Below are 21,023 nucleotides of genomic sequence, written 5' to 3' on the forward strand. Positions count from 1 at the left end.
TTAATAACATATCCGTATGAAACATTTTCAAACGTTTATCACGCCTCGTAAGTTCAGCAACATAAAAAAAGCATATGAGGGCCGTGACACCCTCATATACCTCCAATATCAATCTGTCTTGCTTTTGAACCGTTCCACTATCTCTTTACCAATTTCGATCGAGCATGTCGCAGCAGGGGATGGGGCATTCAGAACATGCAGGCTTCGCTCATCCTCTTCAAAGTAGAAATCATCCAGCAATGTACCATCGGGTTTCATCGCCTGGGCTCTGACACCTGCTTCCATCGGCTGTATATGTTCTTCATCCAGGAGGGGTATCAGTTTTTTCGCTTCTTTTACAAATGCTTTTTTGTTAAATGAGCGATAGTATTCACCAATTGCCTCTTTAATATTTTTAATCCCCATGCGATATAATCCAGGGAAAGTGAGTATTTCTGTTGTTTCCCTAAAATCGAATCCGATTTTTCCGTAGGCTTCCTTCTTGAAACCAAGTACTGCATTTGGTCCGACATCTACGCCGCCACCAATCATGTTTGTGAAATGGACGCCAAGGAATGGCAGTTCAGGATTCGGTACTGGATATATCAGCGTACGGACGTAATGTTCGACACTCTCATCGAGCTTGAAGTACTCTCCCCTGAAGGGAATGATACGGACTGCGGTGTCAATGCCGCAAAGACGTGCCAGCTTATCACTGTAGAGCCCTGCACAGTTGATAAGGTAATCCGCTTCATAATGTTCCTGGCTGGTCTTGATCATGAGATGATTGTCTCTTCTCTCGATGTCTTCCACCTGTGCACTGTAATGTATGATGCCACCACCCGCTTCAAAAAGTTCTCCGAACTTCTCTGTCACAAGCCTATAGTCTACAATGCCTGTGTCTTTGACAAGGATTCCGGAAACTGTCCGGACAAAAGGCTCAATTTCGCGCACCTTCTGACCATCGAGCAGAGTGACATCCAGGTGATTTTCCAACCCACGTTCGTATAGCGCCTTAAGCCGTGGTATTTCCGCTTCACTGGTTGCTACGATCACTTTACCGCACTGGTTGTACTCTATGTCATGTGCTTTACAGAAGGCGATCATCGACTTGGAGCCATTGCGTGCAAACTGTGCTTTATAGGATCCTGGACGATAATATATACCGGAATGGATGACGCCACTGTTGTGTCCGGTCTGATGAGTGGCTGCTGCTGCTTCCTTTTCAACAACTGTAATCTGCTTATCCGGATACTCCTTTGAGAGATGATAAGCCGTACTCAGGCCGATAATGCCGGCACCTACAATAAGAATATCTGTTTTCATCCTTCCATCACCCCACAAGCTTCTGCTACAACTTCAACTATATGCCTGACTTCGATTTCCCTACTCAACCCTTCGCGTTCCACACCAAGCTTCATCTGTATGTGGCAGCCCGGGTTGGAAGTGATGATCAGATCAGGACGTGTCTGCTTGACGTTATTCATTTTCATATCCAGAATCTGCATGGATTCATCAAAATGAAGAATATTATAGACACCTGCCGAGCCGCAGCATAGTGACTTTTCATTCATTTCCACATAATCGAGTCCCGGGATCTTTCTGATGATATCCAAAGGTTCACTGAATACTTTCTGTACATTTTCCAGGTGGCATGATGGCTGGTACACTGCTCTGCGATTGACTTCGTTTGAGAAATCAAATTCTATCATGGCCATGATCTGGGAAATATCACGCACTTTGTCTGTAAATGCTCTGGCACGATCATGCCAGTTCGTACCAGGCACAAACAGTTTGTCATACTCTTTCAATGTTGCCCCGCAGCCGCCAATGGTGTTTACGATGTAATCGAAATCATATTTTTCATATGCCTCGATATTCTTCATTGCCAGCTCCAGTGTACGATCTGCTTCCCCTGCATGATGCTGGAGTGCGCCACAGCACGTCTGCGTCGGAATATTCGTTACCTGAATTCCGTTTTTCTTCATTATTTTCATAGCCAGCGAGTTAATATGCGCAAAAAAAGATTCCATTATACAGCCTTGAAAGAACCCGACTGACATTTCTTTATTCCTGAATGGATTGACGCTTCTTGAAATCCTTCGACTTAGAACGACATCGGGCATCGCTTTATTCAGCTGATTGAATTTGTCTACAGGTTTCAGCAGATTTTTTTTATTCACCAATCCCTGTACACCTGACAGCTGATAAGCATATAAACCTCTGTTGATGAGACGCAGCACTTTTTTATGCTTCAGGGCAATTCCGAAAGCAGATGTTCGAATACCTTTTTCTATAACACCTGTGCTTTTATTCTCTTCAAGTACTTCCACTGCGGACATCAGAATGTCTCCATACCTTACATTAGTTGGACAGATGGTTTCACACGCTCTGCATCCCAGACAAAGATCGATGCCTTCTCGCATATCTTCAATGGAAATTTTCTCTTCCGCTGCCATCTTGACAAGATTGATCCTGCCTCTTGGTGAGTGTTTTTCTTTCTTGAATGCAAGATAGGTCGGGCATACTGGCAGACAGTAGCCGCATTGTACACAGTCAAAAGTGGCACGATAGTCCAGTTTATCTATTAATGTCTCAGTCATTTTGCAACACTAACCTTTTTTCTCCAGGTTCAGGAAAGATTTTGCCTGGATTAAGAATATTTTTTGGATCCAATGCTTTCTTGATGGCTTTTTGAAAAAGCACGCCATCATCACTGATTTCGTTGGCAAGAAACGCTTTTTTCATTGTTCCGATACCATGCTCACCTGATAAGGTACCGCCAAGTTCGATGGCATATTTAAAAATTTCCTCGACAGCGTCTTCAACTCTTCCGACTTCATCAGAGTCCCTCATGTTCGTATTGATGGTTGGATGCAGATTGCCGTCCCCCGCATGACCGAATACAACAATGTTCAAATTATACTTGCGCTTGATTTCATCAATTTTCCTGAACATATCAGGAATTTTACTGAGAGGCACTGTCGCATCCTCTGATATTTTCGTATAGCCACTTGTAACAATAGCGGGCGAAACGAGTTTTCTGACTTGCCAAAGCCTGGCTTCTTCCTCTTTATCACTGGCTATCTGGATGTCGTCCACTCCTATCTTTTTCAAAGCTTCCTGCACAATATCGAGCTCTTTTGACAGGACATCAGGATCCCCATCCACTTCCACCAGCAGAATTGCTGCTGCCTCCCTGGGTAGATCAAGCCCTGCATAATCGACCACTTTATTGATTGCGTTTCTATCCAGTATTTCCATTTTGGATGGTCTTACCCCGGAAGTAAGTATTTTTGATATGGATTGTCCAGCCGTGTACAGATCATCAAATATGATCATGGCTGTTCTGGTATCCAGCGGCTTTGGTATGAGACGTAATGTCGCTTCTGTAATAATGGCAAGCGTTCCTTCAGAACCGATGATCAGCTTGGTAAGGTCGTATCCTGTCACATTCTTGACCGTATTCCCTCCAGTCTTAAGCACCTTGCCATCCGCTGTAACTATTTCCAGCCCAATGACATAATCTTTTGTCACCCCGTACTTCACCCCTCTTGGTCCACCTGCGTTCTCGGCAAGGTTGCCACCGATGGTACAGATGGAAGAAGAGGAAGGATCGGGTGGATACATGAGGTTGTAAGATTCGGCCAACTTGTGGATATCACCTGTTATGACTCCCGGACTGGCTTTGATGATAAGGTCTTCAGGATAGATCTCGAGCTTGCTGTGCCACTGTGAGAAATCCAGCACAATTCCCCCATGAACCGGGAGTGGCCCGCCTGACAGACTGGTGCTTGCCCCTCTGGCATATAGAGGGATTTCATATTCGTTGGCAATACATACAGTCTGCTGCACTTCTTCTGTGGACAGGACCTGTACTACGCAGTCCGGTAGATATTGACCAAAAGAACCGTCATATCCGTACGACACTCTTTCATCAATTTCCGTCAGAAGACGGTCACCCATAAAATTTTTCAGCTTTTCCATAGCATTATTATTCATACTCCAACCCCCTATACTCTTTCATCACCCAGTTTTCTTCTCATGTTATACAAGTGCGCTTTCATGCTTTCTTCTGCTCTTAGTGAATCCTGGTTTCTAATTGCATCAAATATATTTTCATGTTCCGAAAAGACCTGCTCCCGTTTTGCCGGTCTCCCAACATTAAGCTTCAACGAAAATTCCAAAGCATTCTGGTGAATGTTTTGCAGGTTACTGAATGTCTGGATCATAAACGCGTTTCCTGTAGCCAGTACGATTGCTTCGTGGAAATCATAATCCGCCTTGACTCCGATCGCCTTCTGATCGACTGTGATTTTTCTGAAGTCATTGAGTGCTGCTTCAATTTTTAACAGATCTTCATCTGATCTTCTAATGGCGGCCATTGATGCTGACTGGACTTCGATCACCGTCCTCATTTCCAGCAGATCGAAAAGTTCCTTCGTATCGAACCCATCAAATGTGAACTGCATCATTTCATCAGTTATCATACTGTTTTTAACAAAAGAGCCTTTACCCTGATTCGACTCCACATAGCCCCAGGAAGCGAGTTTACTGATCGCCTCCCTTACAGGCACACGGCTTACATCATAATATTTTGCAAGCTGATTCTCCGAAGGCAGTTTATCCCCTATGCCGTATTCTCCACTTTTTATCGATTCCGCAATGTCATTGAAAATAAGCTGTGACAGGTTTTCCTTCTTAATTGGTTTCATCCAGTTCTGTTGCCTCCAATATTTTTCTGGTCCTGGCATAGTGTACAATCATAACTATGATGAACAATCCAATGCCAATCAGATCAAACATCTGGTTTGTGGTAATCAGCAGGAAGGCGACTGCAATCATTGCCATTCTTTCAACTATATATAACCTGGCCCTTATGAAGTTTCCCATACCGACTGCCAGAGCATATACTCCAACTATGGCTGTTGCAAAGGCAATCAATAATGATCCATAGTTTACCGGACCTTCCGAAGCATCCATCAGAAGTATCGGATCATATGCAATGATGAAAGGTATGATGAATCCAGGCAACGCCAGTCTAAGCGCGGTCCAGGATGTTTTCATCGGATCAGAGTCAGCTATACCGGCACCTGTATAGGCTGCCAGGGCTACTGGCGGTGTAACATTGGACATTGCACCAAAGTAGAAGACGAAGAAATGGGCTGCCAGAGGCGTAATGCCTGCCTGGACCAGCGCAGGTGCAGCAGTGACCGCTACTACAATATAAAGTGCTGTTGAAGGCAAACCGAAACTGAGGATGATGCATGTAACCATCACCATAACAAGAATCAGGAACAGATTCCCTCCAGCTATGTCAATCACGTTGTATGCGAGCATTGAGCCCACACCACTCATTGATACGACTGCAATGATGATGCCTACAGACGCACAGGCAATCGCCACCTGTATTGAACCTTTTGCACCATCTACAAGAGAACCAAAAAATTTCTGTATCGTAATTCGATTTGTTTTGTCTTTAGTCAGATAAGAAGTGATAATGACAGCGATAATTCCTGCAAAACCAGCAAAAATAGCTGTCCTTCCAGTAAGCAGTACACCAAATACAATGATGATTGGCAGAAGCAGAGCGCCACGTTGAAGCAGGACCGCTTTCACTTCAGGAATATTATCTTTGCTGAGACCTTTGAGCCCCATTTTCTTCGCTTCAGCGTCCACTGCAAATATAAGAGCAATATAGTAGAGAAGTGCCGGAATGATACCTGCGATGATGACAACTGTATAAGGAACACCAAGGAAACCCGCCATTATGAAGGCTGCAGCACCCATAATCGGGGGCATGATCATCCCGCCTGTTGAAGCGGCCGCCTCAACACCTGCCGCGAACCGCGACTTCAGACCGATGCTCTTCATCAAAGGAATCGTAAAAGCACCTGTTGTTGCTACGTTTGCAACAGCACTACCATTCAGGGAACCTGTCAGTGCACTTGTTATGACCGCTACCTGCGCAGGTCCGCCCCTTCTCTGCCCGGCAATTGCCAACGCCAGATCATTGAACAGCTTGCTTGCCCCACTCGCGCTCAGAAACGCTCCAAAAAGAATGAACAGTACGATATATGTGGATGCAATGGATAGCGTGCTTCCGAATATTCCATTTGAAGTCATGTATACTCTGTAGAGCAGCCGATCCAGACTGAATCCCGAGTGGGCAAAATCAATAGGGAAATAGGCTCCGTATACTGCATAGATCATCGCCAGGACACTGAGTATGGGGATGAACCATCCAATTGTCCTTCTTGTAATTTCGAAAACTACAAGTATGCAAAGCACCGCAAATATATAATCCGTCGTATTTGCCTGCGACATTCTTTCTACATGCAAGTTCGTATAGTTTACTGTGATGTACCCGATTGAAATGATTGCAAGTATTATCAGAGCAATATCCATATAGGAAAATTTCTGATCCGGCTTCTTCTTATTGGGTGAATAGAGGAAAAAGCCAAGTACGACAATCAGCGTTATAAAAATTGTATTTCTGTAAAACTCCTGGATGTTCAGGTAGCTGGAGGTGAGCAGAACAAATATGGATAGGACGATTGCAACTAAAGCGGCGGTTTTGGCAGATACACCCTGCAGTCTGTCATTTTCCATCTTTCCAACTGGCGTGTCCGAAGTTTGGATCTGATTCGTCTTATCATTCATTTTGAGCGCCTCCCTCCTGTATTTCTTCAGGAATCAGTTTTTCGTCTATTTCCAGCCCCTGCTCTTTGAAATATCTATAGGCCCCCGCATGAAGCGGTGTATTGAGACCTTCCAGAGCGGTTTCAATCTGCATTTCCCTTGCTGAGTTATGAACACCGATCATAAACTCACGATTCTCAAATAGAATTCTGGTCAGATTGTAGACCATTTCTTCATCCATAGCTGTTGATGTAACCAGTATATTCGGCTGTGCAATTGTTTCTATGTCTTCAGTCTGCCTTGGATAGGTCCCTTCTTCTATAGTGTATTTATACCAGGCGTCCACAATAGAATTCACAGCTTCGAGCTGTTCGTCCGTTATGCTGAGTATTTCGGCATCCAGCCCACTCGCAAACATATCGGTAATGGCTGAGACCGGCGTACCGGCGGGGAGTGATCCCCCCTCAAGCCTCCCATCCCTCATCGAGGAAATCGTATCGTCGTACCCCAGATATTCCGGCCTTATGCTGTTCTTATCAAGGCCAAGGCTTTCCATTATCGTCAAGGTCGACTGCTCAGTCCCACTTGCCTGAGGACCAACAGAGAAGGAGTTCCCTTCTATATCAGAAATGTTTCCAGTCTCCACTTCACTTGTCATCAGTACAAAGTGTTCGACATTCGGCCAGATCATTCCGATGGCCCTAAGGTCTCCATAGGCATCGCCTTCATAAATACCACTGCCCTCTGATGCTTGTGTAGAAATCAAGTTTTGCAGAATGGCCATGTCCGCTTCCCCATTTTTAAGCAGATCAATATTTTCAACGGAACCCGCAGAAGACTGACCATTGAATTTGATATTCTGTTCCTTGTATTGCTCTGTCCAAAGCTGTCCCATCCCGACACCAATTGGATAATATGTACCACCGGTTGATGCTGTCGCAATATTGTAGACTTCCTTTTTTTCAAAGTTGCAGCTCGATAAGACCATCATGGTTACAATCAGAAGTATTGAAGCAACGCTCTTCTTCACAAATTATCCCCCTTATTTACTTATGAATGCGCTTTCACTTGTAATACAATATCATCATGTTATAACATCAATTCTGAAAGTTCAATGTTTTTAGAGGAATTTTTGCTATTTATTTGCATTTTTATTACATAACTTTTCCCAATTTGGTTGTAAAACGCATATAAAGGTGGGTATAATATTACTCAAGGAGTGATGATATGGACTATTCGATCTGTCCAAAATTAGAAAATGCAATGGGTGTGCTCGGTCAACGATGGACAGGACTCATCATCTATCAGCTGATGGCTGGTCCGAAGCGTTTCTGCCATCTGGAATCATCCATGGGTGTCAGTGGCCGTGTCCTCTCGGAGCGCCTTAAAACGCTTGAAAAAGAAGGTATTGTAAAAAGGGAAGTCTATCCGGAAACGCCGGTCAGAATCGAGTATATGCTCACTGACAAAGGTAAAGCCATGGAGCCGTTCATCAAAGAACTGCAGAAATGGGCTGAAGCGTGGTCCGAAGTTCCTCAGGAAGTTTAATTATCCAATGATCTAAAATAGCAAAAGGGGTATGTTCTTCTGAACACACCCCTTTTTTCTATATTCTGCGGCGTTCATATCTGCCATAGACCATGTAGTACACGATGATTCCCAAGACGACGAGTACAACCATCGAGCTGTAGAGTCCGCTGTAGCCGAGGGTCGGTACCAGTGTGCCGAGAATGTAGGAACCTACGCCAAGGCCGAAATCCAAAGCGATGAAATAAGTCGAAGTGGCAAGGCCGACATTTTTAGCATCCGCCACTTTGATGCACAGCGCCTGGGTGATCGACTGGAAGTTGCCGTAGCCGAACCCGAGGAGCACACCGGACAGCAGCAGCATGAAACCGGAAGACGTCTGTCCGAGCGCCAGATAGCCGAGCGCGAGCACGGCAAACGAAGGATAGATGACGATATTGGCACCACGCTGATCCATGATTCTGCCTGTAACGGGACGTGTAATCAGAATGATGGATGCATAGACAAGGAAGAAGTAGCTCGCAGTGGCAACCAGATTCTGTTCTTCTGCAAAGAGTGAAATGAACGACAATACTGTCGAATATGTCATGCAGATGATCAGCACAACGACGCCGATCGGCATGGCATTCTTATCAATCCATTCAAACTTGGGCTTCGGCTCTTTCGACAGGTCGACCGTCGTATTGTCCGTCTTGACGAAGATGGTGAAGACACTGGCAATCAGTACAAGCCCGAACACAATCATGAACAATGTCTGATAAGTGATATGCTGCAGCAGAAAGAACACCATGAACGGACCGAGTGCCGTGGCCATGACAAAGCTCAGACTGAAGTAGCTGATGCCCTCTCCCCGGCGCGACTTCGGCAGTGCGAGTGCTGCGATGGTCCCGACTGCTGTCGTTGCGACCCCATTGGCCAGTCCATTGAAGAAGCGGACCAGCAGCAGCGTGGGCAAGTTTCCTGCGATGAAGTAAAGGCCGTATGTGACGATGAACATCGCCGTCCCGATATACATGATCTTCTTCGCACCGAGTAGACTCAGCTGATGGCCGGTCAGAATCCGGCCGATCAGTGAACCGACGATGAAGATGCCGGCTACAAGCCCTGCTGTGCTGGTGGATACATTGAATTCATCCACCGCGTAGCCGCTGATCGTGACCATCAGCAGAAACATTGCGAGCATGATGAAGAAGTTGAATATGAATACAATGACAAAGTCTTTTGTCCAAAGACGTTCTTTTCCCATTTGACCATTCCTTAATATGTATGACTATCCCGCTATTCAATCCACATCATACCATATTTGATGAAAACACAAAAAAGCCGGTCATTGAGACCGGCATTCCATTTATGAATGGATTCTGTTCTGTACAGCAAATTTATGTGCGGCACGAGCGACTTCGCGCCCTTCTTTTATTGCCCATACCACGAGGCTCTGGCCGCGTCTGGCATCTCCCGCAGCGAATACTTTCCTGCGGTTCGTCTTGTAGTCATGGTCATCTGCAGCAATCCTGTTGTTTTCAAGATGCAGCTGGAATGCTTTCGGCAGCGCGCTCTCCACGCCTTCGAAACCGATGGAAAGCAGCACAAGATCTGCCTTGAAATAGCGTTCCTGATCTTCCATCGTTACATCCGTAAGCGGCTGCTGGCTGAGCACTTGTGTCTGTATGCCGTTCAGATCGCCGACCAGGTCGACATCATATGCCATCGTCTGTACTCCGTATGCACGTGGCTCCTGGCCAAATCTGCTTTCATATTCCGCATGGGCGTAGTCCAGCTTGAATACCTGCTTCTGCAGTGGCCAGAACGGGTTGCCGTCGACCTTGTCCGGCAGACGATCATACTTGTTCAGCTGGAAGACGGATTTGCATCCTTCCCTCAAAGCCATTGCCACACAGTCGGCACCTGTATCCCCACCACCGATGACGATGACGTGCTTGTCCTTGGCAGTGATGGATGGCGATTCGATCTCATCGAACTGATACTGGATCTGCTCTGTGAGATAGTCCATCGCAAACTGGATATCCTTGCTCTGCCTGCCTTCAAGCTTCAGATCCCTCTGCTTGCGCGCGCCTGTGGCAACGATGATGGCATCATACTTTTCGTCCAGCTCCTCATACGTCACGTCCTTGCCGACCTCGACATCGCAGATGAAATTGACACCGGCTGCCTCCATCAGTTCGACTCTGCGCTCGACGACCGCTTTATCAAGCTTCATGTTCGGAATGCCGTATCTCAGCAGCCCGCCCGGTTTGAAGTCCCTCTCATATACATCCACGTTGTGTCCCCATGCGTTCATCTCATCCGCTGCTGTCATCCCTGCCGGACCGCTGCCGATGATGGCGATGCGTGTCTCGAGTCTATGATTCGGTGTCCTCGGCTCGACCCACCCCTGCTCGAATGCTTCATCGATGATGGTGCGCTCGATGCCTTTGATCGCAACCGGGTCGCTGTTGATGGACAGCACGCATGAAGATTCACATGGCGCCGGGCATACATTTCCGGTGAATTCCGGGAAGTTGTTGGTTTCCATCAGACGTCTGTAGGCTTCCTTGAACTGGCCTTTATATACAAGGTCGTTCCATTCAGGAATGTAGTTGCCGATCGGGCAGCCGACCGTTTCCTTGCCGACACTGGAACCCGTCTGGCAGAAAGGCGTGCCACATTCCATGCAGCGCGCGCCCTGTTCACTTGCCTCCTCATTGCAGAAGCGATGCTGGAACGCTTCGTAATTGGAGAGCCTCTCTTTCAGATCCGCTTCCGCCAGCGCTTTTCGGCTGTAGTTCATGAATCCTTTAAATTCGCCCATTTCACACCGCTCCTTTCTAGAATATATTCATCTTATCCAGTTCTTTGTCTTCGAAGACCAGTTCTCCGTTGAATGCTTTCAGTTCCGCTTCCGCCTGGGAGTGCTTGTTTTCGAGACCATAGCGGATTTTCTGCTGCATTTTCCTATATTCAGTCGGGATGACCTTGATGATTTCCAGTTCCCCTGCTTCTATTTTCCTGATTGCGTCACTTGCTCTGCCACTATTGGTGAATTCCTGATGGTCATAGAGCATGTGCATCACTTTTGCGAGCTCTTCCCTGTCTTCCACAAGGCCGACTTCAATCATTTCATGGTTCATGTTGACCTGGTTCTCGATGACGGACTTCTCATTGATGATATAGGCGATGCCACCGCTCATGCCTGCAGCAAAGTTCTTGCCGATGCTGCCGATGATGACGACACGGCCACCTGTCATATATTCGAGCCCGTGGTCACCGATGCCTTCGACAACAACTTCCGCGCCACTGTTCCTGACACCAAAGCGCTCACCCGCGACACCGTTGATGAACACCTGGCCATCGATTGCACCGTACAGGCAGACGTTGCCGACGATGATGTCACGGCTTCTTTCCGCAACGGGCGCCTCGACGATGATGCGTCCACCGGAGATGCCCTTGCCGACATAGTCGTTCAAGTCTCCGATGTGGTGCATCGACAGACCTTTCGGTATGAATGCACCGTAGCTCTGACCGGCATGACCGAATGTGTTCACCTTGTATGTGCCGGTATCGAGCGTCGTCATGCCCTGCTTCTTTGTGATCAGACTGCCAAGCTGGGTACCGATGTTCCTGTGTCTGTTCCTGACATGGTATGCCGCTTCATGCGGCTCGCCTGCAGCCACCTTCTCTTCGAAGTCAGGCAGCAGGTTGAGGTCATCGAGTGACCATTCGAACGGGTGCTTCTGGACGTCCACCTTTCTTCTGGCGCCATCAATCGGCGTCAGCAGTGGAGACAGATCGAGCTCACCGAGATGATGGTTGGCCGTCTTTTCGGTATCCACTTCAAGGTGCTCGACCGCACCGACGAGATCATCCATGGATTCCAGACCAAGCTCGGCCAGAATCTCCCTGATATCTTCAGCAATAAAGTGCATGAAGTTGACCACGTGCTCCGCCTTGCCGGTATAGAGCTTGCGCAGATCGCCATTCTGGGTGGCGATGCCGACCGGACACGTATCCTTATGGCAGACACGCATCATGATGCAGCCGAGTACGACAAGCGGTGCCGTCGCGAATGCGAATTCTTCTGCGCCAAGCGCGCACGCAATTGCTACATCACGACCGGTCATGAGCTTGCCGTCCGTCTCAAGCGTGACCCTGGACCTCAATCCATTCAGCTGCAATGTCTGATGGGCTTCCGTCAGACCGAGTTCCCACGGCAGTCCAGCATGCTGGATACTTGTCAGAGGCGAGGCACCTGTACCACCATCAAAGCCGCTGATGACAATCTTATCGGCATAGGCTTTCGCTACACCGGCAGCAATCGTACCGACGCCGCCTTTGGCAACGAGCTTCACCGAAATGTCCGCATCCTTGTTGGCATTCTTCAAGTCATGGATCAGCTGGGCCAGATCCTCGATGGAATAGATGTCATGGTGCGGTGGCGGTGAGATCAGACCGACACCTGGTGTCGAGTTGCGGATTTCAGCAACCCATGGATACACTTTCTGTCCTGGCAGCTGTCCACCTTCACCCGGCTTTGCCCCCTGTGCCACTTTGATCTGGATTTCCTTGGCGCTGTTCAGGTACTCGCTGTTGACGCCGAATCGTCCCGAAGCCACCTGCTTGATGGCACTGTTCAGGTTCCTGCCATCCGCTTTCGGTGCAAAACGTTCGCGGTGTTCTCCGCCTTCACCACTGTTGCTGCGTCCACCAATCTGGTTCATCGCTTCAGCAAGCGTTTCATGCGCCTCCTGGGAGAGGGATCCGAAACTCATCGCGCCTGTCTTGAAACGCTTCACGATCTCTTCCTTCGATTCGACCTGCTCGATGTCGATCGGGCGTCGGTTCTTGAACTTCAATAGGTGACGGATGCTTGAATTCTGACTGCCATGCATGTATGTCTTGTATTCTTCATACGCTTTCTTATCATTGGTACGGCAGGCGATCTGCAGCAGTCGGATGGAGTTCGGGTTGATGACATGGTCTTCACCCTGCTGGCGCCATTGAAATCTGCTTCCGGATTCGAGATGATCGAGCCTTCTATCCTGCATCTGCTTATTTCTATAATCGATATCTTCAATCGACAGGCCGCCAATCTTGGACGGTGCACTGCCGAAGTAGTCGTGCATGACGGATTTGCCGAGACCGACGGCTTCGAATACCTGTGCGCCATGATAGCTCTGGACAGTTGAAATGCCCATCTTCGCCATGACTTTGATGAGTCCTTCCGTCAGTGCCTTGTTGTAGACAGCAACAGCCTTTGTATCTCCTCCGGAGACCGAAACGAGGGTCTCCTGTGCAATGTACGGCTGGACCGCATTGGCACCGAATCCGATCAGTGTCGCAACGTGATGCACTTCCCTGACTTCAGCCGTTCTTACGACGATGCTCGTCTTCGTGCGGCATTCACTATTGATGAGCGCCTGATGGACTGCACTTGTGGCAAGAAGTGATGGAATGGCATATCTGCCCGACTCCTCCAGAATGCGCTCATCAGTCAGCACGATGACACCGTGCTTCTCAGCCTGCTCGGCAGCCTGATACTGGATAGATGATAGTGCATCCTTGAGTGAACCTGTATATGTTGCGTCTATTTCGATGACGCCGAGACGTTTTACATCCTCACGGTCCATGACGCGCTGGTCGATGACCGGAAGCTCCAGCTGGACACGGTCGACCGCCTTTACACCCGGTGCCAGCAGATGGCCTTCCTTGCCGAGGTAGGTGATTTCACTCGTTACAATCTTCTCGCGATAGGAATCGAGCGGCGGATTTGTCACTTGTGCAAAGTGCTGCTTGAAGTAGTCGAACAGCAGCTTTGAATGGCTCGACAGGAATGCAAGCGGCTGGTCGAAGCCCATTGCACCGATCGGATCCTTCACCTCACGCGTCAGCGGCTTCATATATTTCTCGATATCTTCTTTCGTATAGCCGAAGCGGACGAGCACTTCATGCAGTGTGTCCTTGTCGACCGGCTCACGTTTGAATGGCGCCGGCTCTACATGCTCACTGCGCTTCTGTGACATCCATTCGCTGTACGGTTTCTGTGTGGCAATGTCATGCTTCAGTTCATCGTTCTCGATGATCTTCGACTGGTCGAAGTCGACCAGCAGCAGCTTGCCTGGGCTCAACTGCCCTTTATAGAGTACTTCCGACTCTTCGACATCAACGACGCCGACTTCGGAGGAGTAGATGATTTCATTGCTTTTTGTGACATAGTAGCGACCCGGACGCAGACCGTTGCGGTCCGTCAGTGCACCAAGCTTATGGTTGTCACAGAAGCTGATCATTGTCGGGCCGTCCCACGGTTCCATCAGATAGCTGTAGAACTCGTAGAAATCCTTGACGGACGGGTTGTCATAGTCCTGATACTTCCAAGGTTCCGGAATCATGATCATCGCCGCCTGCTCCGGTGACATCGAGAGACTCATAAATTCCATGACATTGTCGACGATGGCCGAGTCACTGCCTGATTCATCGATGATGGCTTCTATTTTTCTGCCCTTCTCACCGAATGTATCCACCAGCCACTGCTTCGTGCGGGCTTTCATCCAGTTCATATTGCCTTTGATGGTATTGATTTCACCGTTATGCATCAGCAGGCGGTTCGGGTGCGCACGCGCCCAGCTCGGGAATGTATTCGTACTGAAGCGGGAATGGACGGAACCGAACTTCGACACATAGCGCGAATCATTCAAGTCCACATAGAACTGCTTGATCTGGCCGGCACGCAGCCACCCTTTATAGACGATCGTCTCATTTGAGAATGAAGCGACGTAGTGTCCGATATGTGCGGCCTCGAGGTTCTGCTCGATCATTTTCCTCATGTAATAGAGGTCAAGCGCCTCGTGGCAGTCTGTGACCACCTGCATGAACTGGGGCACCGTTTCACGGACGTTGTCCGCCAGCACATCGTCGTTGACCGGCAGATCCCTGAAGGCGATGACACGCTGGCCTTCTGCCGATACTGTCTCCTCTACGACTTTCTTGAAAGTGTCGAGAGATGCCCCGGTATCGATCAGATACATGCCGACGGAATATTGACCGAATCCGGGGAGACCATCAACCTCTTCCTGCAGGAGTGCATGTGGTATTTCAGTCATGATACCAGCGCCATCACCTGTCACACCATCATTACCGACACCACCCCGGTGATCCAATCTCTCGAGCATTTCAAGAGATTTGATGACGACACCATGGGAACGGATATTATCCATATTGGCATAGAAACCGATGCCGCATGCGTCGTGTTCGTCCATATAATGATATAAACCTTTTTGTTTGATTGGCTGATACAGACTCATACCAGGTCACCTCTTTTTCAGAATATTTTAGTAAGTCTATATTATCATCCGAACCACCTATACAATCAATATATCAATGATATAATATTAATATCAAAATTAGATTGGTGATGAAAATATGGAGATTAAACAGCTGAAATATTTCATCGAAACGGCCAGGCAGGAGCATATGACTGAAGCCGCATTGTCCTTGAACGTTGCCCAGTCGGCACTTTCCAGGCAGATCAATATGCTGGAAGGTGACCTTGGGGTCAAACTTTTCAATAGGGTCGGCAGAAATATCAAGTTGACCGATGCAGGTAAACTATTTTACGAAGACGCCGTAAGCATCATCGATGCCGTCGAAAGATCTAAAGAAAAGATCAATGAAGAGAACATATTGAAAAAATATACACTGAATATTCATATCACACGATCCGACATGACTTCGAAGGTGCTCCAGTCCCTGAACCAGTTTCTGAAACAGAATGAAGAAGTTGAATTCGCCATCCATACACTGGATGAAGCGAGCGTCGAGGAAAAACTGCTGGATGAAACACTCGACATCGTCATATCAGCAAACAGAGCCGATCACCACAACATCCAGAGTGCCCTCCTTTTCGAACAGAACTACTATTATGTATTCAGGGAAAGCAACAGCGTTCAGCTGCCCACCCGCGCTTCCTTCAATGAGCTCGAAGAGTTCCCGCTGGTCACCTATGATCCGGTATTCGACAGCAGCCAGCTGTTCAGGCGTGAGGATATCGGCACCTACAAGGACATGACCATCATCCAGCACCTTCTGATCGATCATGGACATGTCGCCATACTCACCCGCGAAGAGACGAAGCAGCTCACCTACAGCTATCCGAACTTCACCGTCCACAGTCTGAACCATCTGAACATCAAGCACCCGATGTACGTCAGCATGCGGAAGGACAACCAGAAGACATTTGTAAAGAGATGGTACAACCAGTTGCACCAGTCATTCAGTCCGTTATTTCAGCCATATTCAGATTAGATTCGATGATAAAGGGTAGAAGTGACATAGCTATAAAATAGGAGGGAATTTCATGAATAGAGAAGACTTCAAAAGCACTTTGAAAGAGATTCTGGACAACAATAAGATTGGGACCCTGGCTACCATCCGTGACAACAAGCCGATCAGCCGCTACATGTATTTCTATAATGATGGGCTGACATTGTACACGTATACAAAGCAAGACACGTATAAAGTGGAAGACCTTGAAGAAAACCCGCACGCCCACGTACTGCTCGGCTATGAAGAGAGGGACGACCTGGGTGAAAGATATGTAGAGATTCAAGGTCAAGCAAGCTTGCCGGAGGAAGTGTCATCGGATGTGGACAATTTGCTTTCAAATCTCGGCAAGCGTTATGAAAAGCTGAAAGAGGAAGGCGACCTTCAGATCATCAAGATCGATATCGAGGCCGCAAGAATTATGAATGATGACGATACAGAACCGAGGACTGTAGAACTATAAAAATGAATATAAGGCATCAGAGCTGAAAACGACCTGCTTCCATCAACCGGAAGCAGGTCGTTCATTCTATATGATGCCCTGTATTCTCAATACAACTTCGGCAATCAGGGCAGAGCCAAGAAATGTCCCAATGAACACGAGTATCGCAACAATAAGGGATTTCCAGCCCATCTCCTTGAAATCCAGCCAGTTCCTGCCGATGGATATGCCGGCATAGGCAAGAATCGGTGTTGTGATGGCAAGCAGTTCTATTTGGCTCGTCCAATCGACGATGTAGGCAGAACCGGGGAACCATGGTACGGAAATGATGATGCCGATCAGTGCGATATAGCCGACTGCCGGAATATTTACAGGTATGTATTCTTCCATGATCATGCCGAGCAGCGCGATGGCAATCAGCACAAGTATGCCTGGAACAGCGCCAAAGCTATAGATGTCGTAGCCAATCATGTTGCCAAGCAGGGTGACGCCTGCAAATATGAGAAGGATTAGTGTCCAGTCCATTATTTTTTTCATCATCTACTCTCCTCCAGCCTTGTTTCTATTCATCAGCGCATAGATCTTGTTGGCCAACGGGAGTCCAATCAGCATACTGACGTAGAGTCCGGTGGCAAGAGAGATCAGGTTGCTTGCTCCGGCTAGTGCGATGATCTGCGACTCGAGTTCCGGGTAGGCTGCTATCAATGTACCGCTGCCTGCTGCCATCATGCTGCCGCTGCCCACGCCGGATGCGAGCGCAAAGGATAGCGGGTGGATCGGTGTCACTGTCGCCAGCAGACCTGCAATCAGTCCGAGGAAGATGGCACCGAACACCGTACCGAAAATATACATTGTCATGACGCCCCGTCCTTCCGGGGAATCGAAACCGTAGCGGTCCATGATCAGACCGACGTTCGGCTCCCGTCCGATGGAGTGCGTCATGCCGACACTTTCACGCTTCATACCAAGCCATATCGCCACCGGAAGCGCCAGCAGGATCGTCCCGAGATTACCGAGCTCCTGCAGCAGCAGTGCCGGCCCGACCGCAATCAGGTCTTCGATCTGTGGACCGATGACAACACCGATTTTGGCAATGAGTACGCCGACACCCATGACAATCAGCGGTTCTGCGTTCTTCGACTGCTTCTTTTTGATGACCGGCGTAAAATAAAGACCGAATCCGATTGCCAGTGCATACAGCATCGGCAGCAGCAGTATTGCACCCGGTCCGACAGGAATCGAAATCTGGCCAATGAATTCGGTCAATATGACGATGACCAGCACGACCGCATGCAGCCGCCAGTCTTTCAGGATGGATTTCAGTTCCACTTTCTCGCTCATAAAATACTCCTTTTCCCAATCAATGGTTTCATTTTCATAAGCACTCTTATGATTAAACTGAATATTATCACAAGCAATAAATAACAACAAACCTATTCTGAATAATAAAAAAATGATCCGCGCCCAGGCGGATCATTCCTCATCACTATCTATGATTTTGTTTTAAGCCTTCTGATCAGTTCATCCACCACGTCATCGGTCTGCCTGTCCCCACCGACGTCGGGTGTCAGGAATCCGTCTGCCGTCACCTGCTCCATCGTATCGAGAAGCAGACTGCCCATCTCCTCTTCGCCGTGGTGATCGAGCAGCAGCTTTGCGGTCCAGATCTGTCCGATCGGATTGGCGACGCCTTTCCCGACAATGTCCGGTGCAGAACCGTGAACCGGCTCGAACATGGACGGATGCCTGCCGTTCAGGTTCAGGTTGGCTGAAGGCGCGATGCCGATGCTGCCCATGATGCCGGCGCCGATATCCGTCAGCACATCTCCGAATAGGTTGCTTGCGACGATGACGTCATAGCGTTCCGGGTGTGTGACAAACGTCGCTGCCAGTGCATCGATGTGCTGGGAAACCGTATCGATATCTTTATATCCGGCCGCCGTCTCTTTGAACACTTCATCCCAGAACGGCATGGAGTGGAAAATGCCGTTGGATTTCGTTGCGCTTGTCACATGTCTGCGGCGTGACTGTGCAAGCTTGAAGGCATGCACCATCGCCTGTTTCGTCGCACGTTTCGAGAATACGTTGTTCTGGATGGCAATTTCATTATCCCCATGGTACATTCTTCCGCCGACGGAACTGTATTCCCCTTCGCTGTTCTCTCGTACAACGACAAGGTCGAAATCTTTCGGGTTGCGAAGCGGTGACTGGATGCCCTTGAACACCTTGGCCGGACGGACGTTGATCTCGAGTTCGAATTCCCGTCTGATCTTGAGCAGCAGCCCCCATAGTGAAATGTGGTCAGGCACTTTCGAAGCATCCCCGACAGCACCGAGGAATACACTGTCCGACTCCCTGAGACGGTCCATTCCATCTGCTGCCATCATGTCACCATGCTTGAGATAGTAGTCGCATCCGTAATCGAAATGTTCATATTCGAACGACAATCCACCATGCATTTCTGCAACCGTATCGAGGACTTTCAAAGCGTGGGGAACAACTTCTACACCGATGCCGTCCCCAGGTACTACAGCCAACTTGATCTTCTTCATATACATCCTCCTGTTGTTATGTCAGATTAAGGCCAAAAACCGATCCATCTCCAGTAAGTATACGCGATGATAACCATAATTACGATGCTTGCAAGTGTCAGCCAGAGCCCAGGCCACAGGAAATCCTTCTGGCTGACCCGTCCGGTTCCATGCACGACAACGTTCGGCATCGTTTCGACAACCAGCAGAAAACCGAGCATCATTGCCATCGCGGAGGCCACGACGATCACCACCGGATCCACCCCTGCCTGCACCGACAGGCTGATCAGTACCGGCATGAGTGTGATGACAGCTGTCGATACATTGGTCACACCGAGGTGGTAGACCTGCGACAGTATGATCGCGATCGGAATCGCCAGCCACGGATTGCTGAATATATCAAGTACAATCTGCGGGGAGATCAGCACTTCCAATAGATCGATTGCCCCCGACTCTATCAATGAGTAGCCGAGAGAAAGCGTTGCACCGATCAGCAGCACGATGCCTAAATTGATGTCGAGCATCTTCTTCCAGTCTGCAAAGCCGGTCCCGGGAAGCGACATCAGTACAACCGCAAGCAGTGCAGCAAACGTCGGATGGTAGCCATGCCACGATTCAGTGAACCAGATCAGGATTGTGACGGCCAGGATTGCAGTACATTTCTTTTCTTCCACAGTCAACCTGCCGAGCGACTGGTATTTGCCCTGCATCTTATTTTGCAGCCGATCAAAAGAATGCGCTTCAGGCGGGTAGCTTCTCCAGACGATATACATTGTTGCCAGTACGAGCAGCAGCCATACTGGTGCTGCATAGATGAACCACTGGAGATAGGAGATCGAGACACCTTCATACAATCTTAAGATTTCTATGGCCAGAATATTGCCGATGCCGGCAGTCAGGACGACAATTCCACTGACATTCCCGCCGAAAGCCGCACCGATGTACATCAGCTTGTTGAAGTTCGAGCGCGCGTCGACCCCTGTTTCCTCGATGATGCTGCTGAGTACAGGAACCATGAGCGATGCCCGGACAGCTGTCGCGGGAATGAAGAATGCCTGGATCTGCATCAGAATAAAGAAGCCCACGTAGATCCCCCTGGCCGTCCCTCCCATTCGAGCCAGCAGAAAGTAGGTCATCCGTTTGACGAGAAGTGTCTGGTTCACACCCACCGCCATCATCATGCCACCAATAATCAGAAAGACGGCCGGCGAAGCAAATCCGCTCAATATGACATCCATCTCAGTGCCCTTCATCGCGATGAGCAGTATGAGGATGATGATTGAGGTCAGATCGATCGGAATCGGCGCAAATGCCCAGAGGACCAGTCCAAACAGCGTAATCGCAATCGTACTTCTCGCCGGCCATGATACCGACTCCGGCAGAAGCAGGAGGACGGCAAAGAACAGGACGACAGCAGAAATGAACACAGCAATCCGGCTCCATTTCATACGACTGGTCCGCTTATCCCTGTCCCTCATCCGACTGCCTCCTCTGATATCCAGAATCCATTTGAATCAATTATATAAAAAGGCTCTGCCGAAGCAAAGCCATTCACTGCAATATAATTTGGAAGAATCAATCCATGCACA

General features: G+C 48.6%; 16 protein-coding genes. 3 read left to right on the forward strand and 13 right to left on the reverse strand.

Features of this window, described 5'->3' with window-relative positions; translation table 11 throughout:
* Positions 1–108: 108 nt before the first annotated feature.
* Genes lhgO through FO441_RS09780 form a run of 6 tightly spaced genes read right to left on the reverse strand, consistent with a single transcriptional unit; the run spans position 109 to position 7,651 of the window.
* Complete coding sequence (lhgO, locus tag FO441_RS09755) at positions 109–1,305, reverse strand: L-2-hydroxyglutarate oxidase (protein WP_145289360.1); 1,197 nt, start codon at positions 1,303–1,305, stop codon at positions 109–111.
* Positions 1,302–2,582 carry a (Fe-S)-binding protein gene (locus FO441_RS09760; protein WP_145289364.1) on the reverse strand — a complete coding sequence of 427 codons (1,281 nt, stop codon included), beginning with the start codon at positions 2,580–2,582 and terminating at the stop codon, positions 1,302–1,304. Before FO441_RS09760 ends, lhgO begins: the two co-directional genes overlap by 4 nt.
* The gene (locus FO441_RS09765) at positions 2,575–3,966 is read right to left on the reverse strand and encodes an FAD-binding oxidoreductase (protein ID WP_370637548.1); all 1,392 of its coding nucleotides are present in this window, start codon (positions 3,964–3,966) and stop codon (positions 2,575–2,577) included. Before FO441_RS09765 ends, FO441_RS09760 begins: the two co-directional genes overlap by 8 nt.
* Before the next feature lie 26 nt (positions 3,967–3,992).
* Positions 3,993–4,694 (reverse strand): FadR/GntR family transcriptional regulator, encoded by a 702-nt coding sequence (locus tag FO441_RS09770; protein ID WP_186365539.1) that lies wholly within the window; start codon positions 4,692–4,694, stop codon positions 3,993–3,995.
* Entirely contained in the window at positions 4,681–6,642 is a 1,962-nt protein-coding gene (locus FO441_RS09775; protein ID WP_145289374.1) for a TRAP transporter permease, read from the reverse strand. Before FO441_RS09775 ends, FO441_RS09770 begins: the two co-directional genes overlap by 14 nt.
* Positions 6,635–7,651, reverse strand: a complete 1,017-nt coding sequence (locus tag FO441_RS09780; RefSeq protein ID WP_145289377.1) for a TAXI family TRAP transporter solute-binding subunit — start codon at positions 7,649–7,651, stop codon at positions 6,635–6,637. Before FO441_RS09780 ends, FO441_RS09775 begins: the two co-directional genes overlap by 8 nt.
* A 197-nt stretch (positions 7,652–7,848) precedes the next feature.
* On the opposite strand from FO441_RS09780, the gene FO441_RS09785 reads away from it, so the two are divergent.
* Positions 7,849–8,169: a winged helix-turn-helix transcriptional regulator gene (locus FO441_RS09785; protein ID WP_145289380.1), complete on the forward strand. Its 321-nt coding sequence runs from the start codon at positions 7,849–7,851 to the stop codon at positions 8,167–8,169.
* 58 nt (positions 8,170–8,227) lie between these two features.
* Here FO441_RS09785 and FO441_RS09790 read toward each other — a convergent pair whose 3' ends face one another.
* From FO441_RS09790 to gltB, 3 genes are all read right to left on the reverse strand, one after another.
* Positions 8,228–9,394, reverse strand: a complete 1,167-nt coding sequence (locus FO441_RS09790; RefSeq protein WP_145289383.1) for an MFS transporter — start codon at positions 9,392–9,394, stop codon at positions 8,228–8,230.
* Positions 9,395–9,496: 102 nt separating this feature from the next.
* On the reverse strand, positions 9,497–10,957 hold the full coding sequence (locus FO441_RS09795; protein ID WP_145289386.1) for a glutamate synthase subunit beta: 1,461 nt from the start codon (positions 10,955–10,957) through the stop codon (positions 9,497–9,499).
* Between the two features lie 16 nt (positions 10,958–10,973).
* A complete protein-coding gene (gene gltB / locus FO441_RS09800; protein ID WP_145289388.1) occupies positions 10,974–15,443 on the reverse strand; it encodes a glutamate synthase large subunit in 4,470 nt (1,489 codons plus the stop codon).
* A gap of 118 nt (positions 15,444–15,561) precedes the next feature.
* On the opposite strand from gltB, the gene FO441_RS09805 reads away from it, so the two are divergent.
* Both FO441_RS09805 and FO441_RS09810 read left to right on the forward strand, forming a co-directional pair.
* On the forward strand, positions 15,562–16,443 hold the full coding sequence (locus FO441_RS09805; RefSeq protein WP_145289391.1) for a LysR family transcriptional regulator: 882 nt from the start codon (positions 15,562–15,564) through the stop codon (positions 16,441–16,443).
* Between the two features lie 52 nt (positions 16,444–16,495).
* Positions 16,496–16,924, forward strand: a complete 429-nt coding sequence (locus tag FO441_RS09810) for a pyridoxamine 5'-phosphate oxidase family protein (RefSeq protein ID WP_145289394.1) — start codon at positions 16,496–16,498, stop codon at positions 16,922–16,924.
* 66 nt (positions 16,925–16,990) lie between these two features.
* Here FO441_RS09810 and FO441_RS09815 read toward each other — a convergent pair whose 3' ends face one another.
* The 4 genes from FO441_RS09815 to FO441_RS09830 all read right to left on the reverse strand — a co-directional run bounded on the left by FO441_RS09815 (position 16,991) and on the right by FO441_RS09830 (position 20,912).
* Positions 16,991–17,443 (reverse strand): hypothetical protein, encoded by a 453-nt coding sequence (locus tag FO441_RS09815; protein ID WP_145289396.1) that lies wholly within the window; start codon positions 17,441–17,443, stop codon positions 16,991–16,993.
* On the reverse strand, positions 17,444–18,244 hold the full coding sequence (locus FO441_RS09820) for a DUF3100 domain-containing protein (RefSeq protein WP_145289398.1): 801 nt from the start codon (positions 18,242–18,244) through the stop codon (positions 17,444–17,446).
* A 149-nt stretch (positions 18,245–18,393) separates the two neighbouring features.
* Positions 18,394–19,455: a tartrate dehydrogenase gene (locus tag FO441_RS09825; protein ID WP_145289401.1), complete on the reverse strand. Its 1,062-nt coding sequence runs from the start codon at positions 19,453–19,455 to the stop codon at positions 18,394–18,396.
* Between the two features lie 26 nt (positions 19,456–19,481).
* Complete coding sequence (locus tag FO441_RS09830) at positions 19,482–20,912, reverse strand: SLC13 family permease (protein WP_145289403.1); 1,431 nt, start codon at positions 20,910–20,912, stop codon at positions 19,482–19,484.
* Between the last annotated feature and the right edge of the window lie 111 nt (positions 20,913–21,023).

The organism is Salinicoccus cyprini, from assembly GCF_007713705.1.
GTDB lineage: Bacteria > Bacillota > Bacilli > Staphylococcales > Salinicoccaceae > Salinicoccus > Salinicoccus cyprini.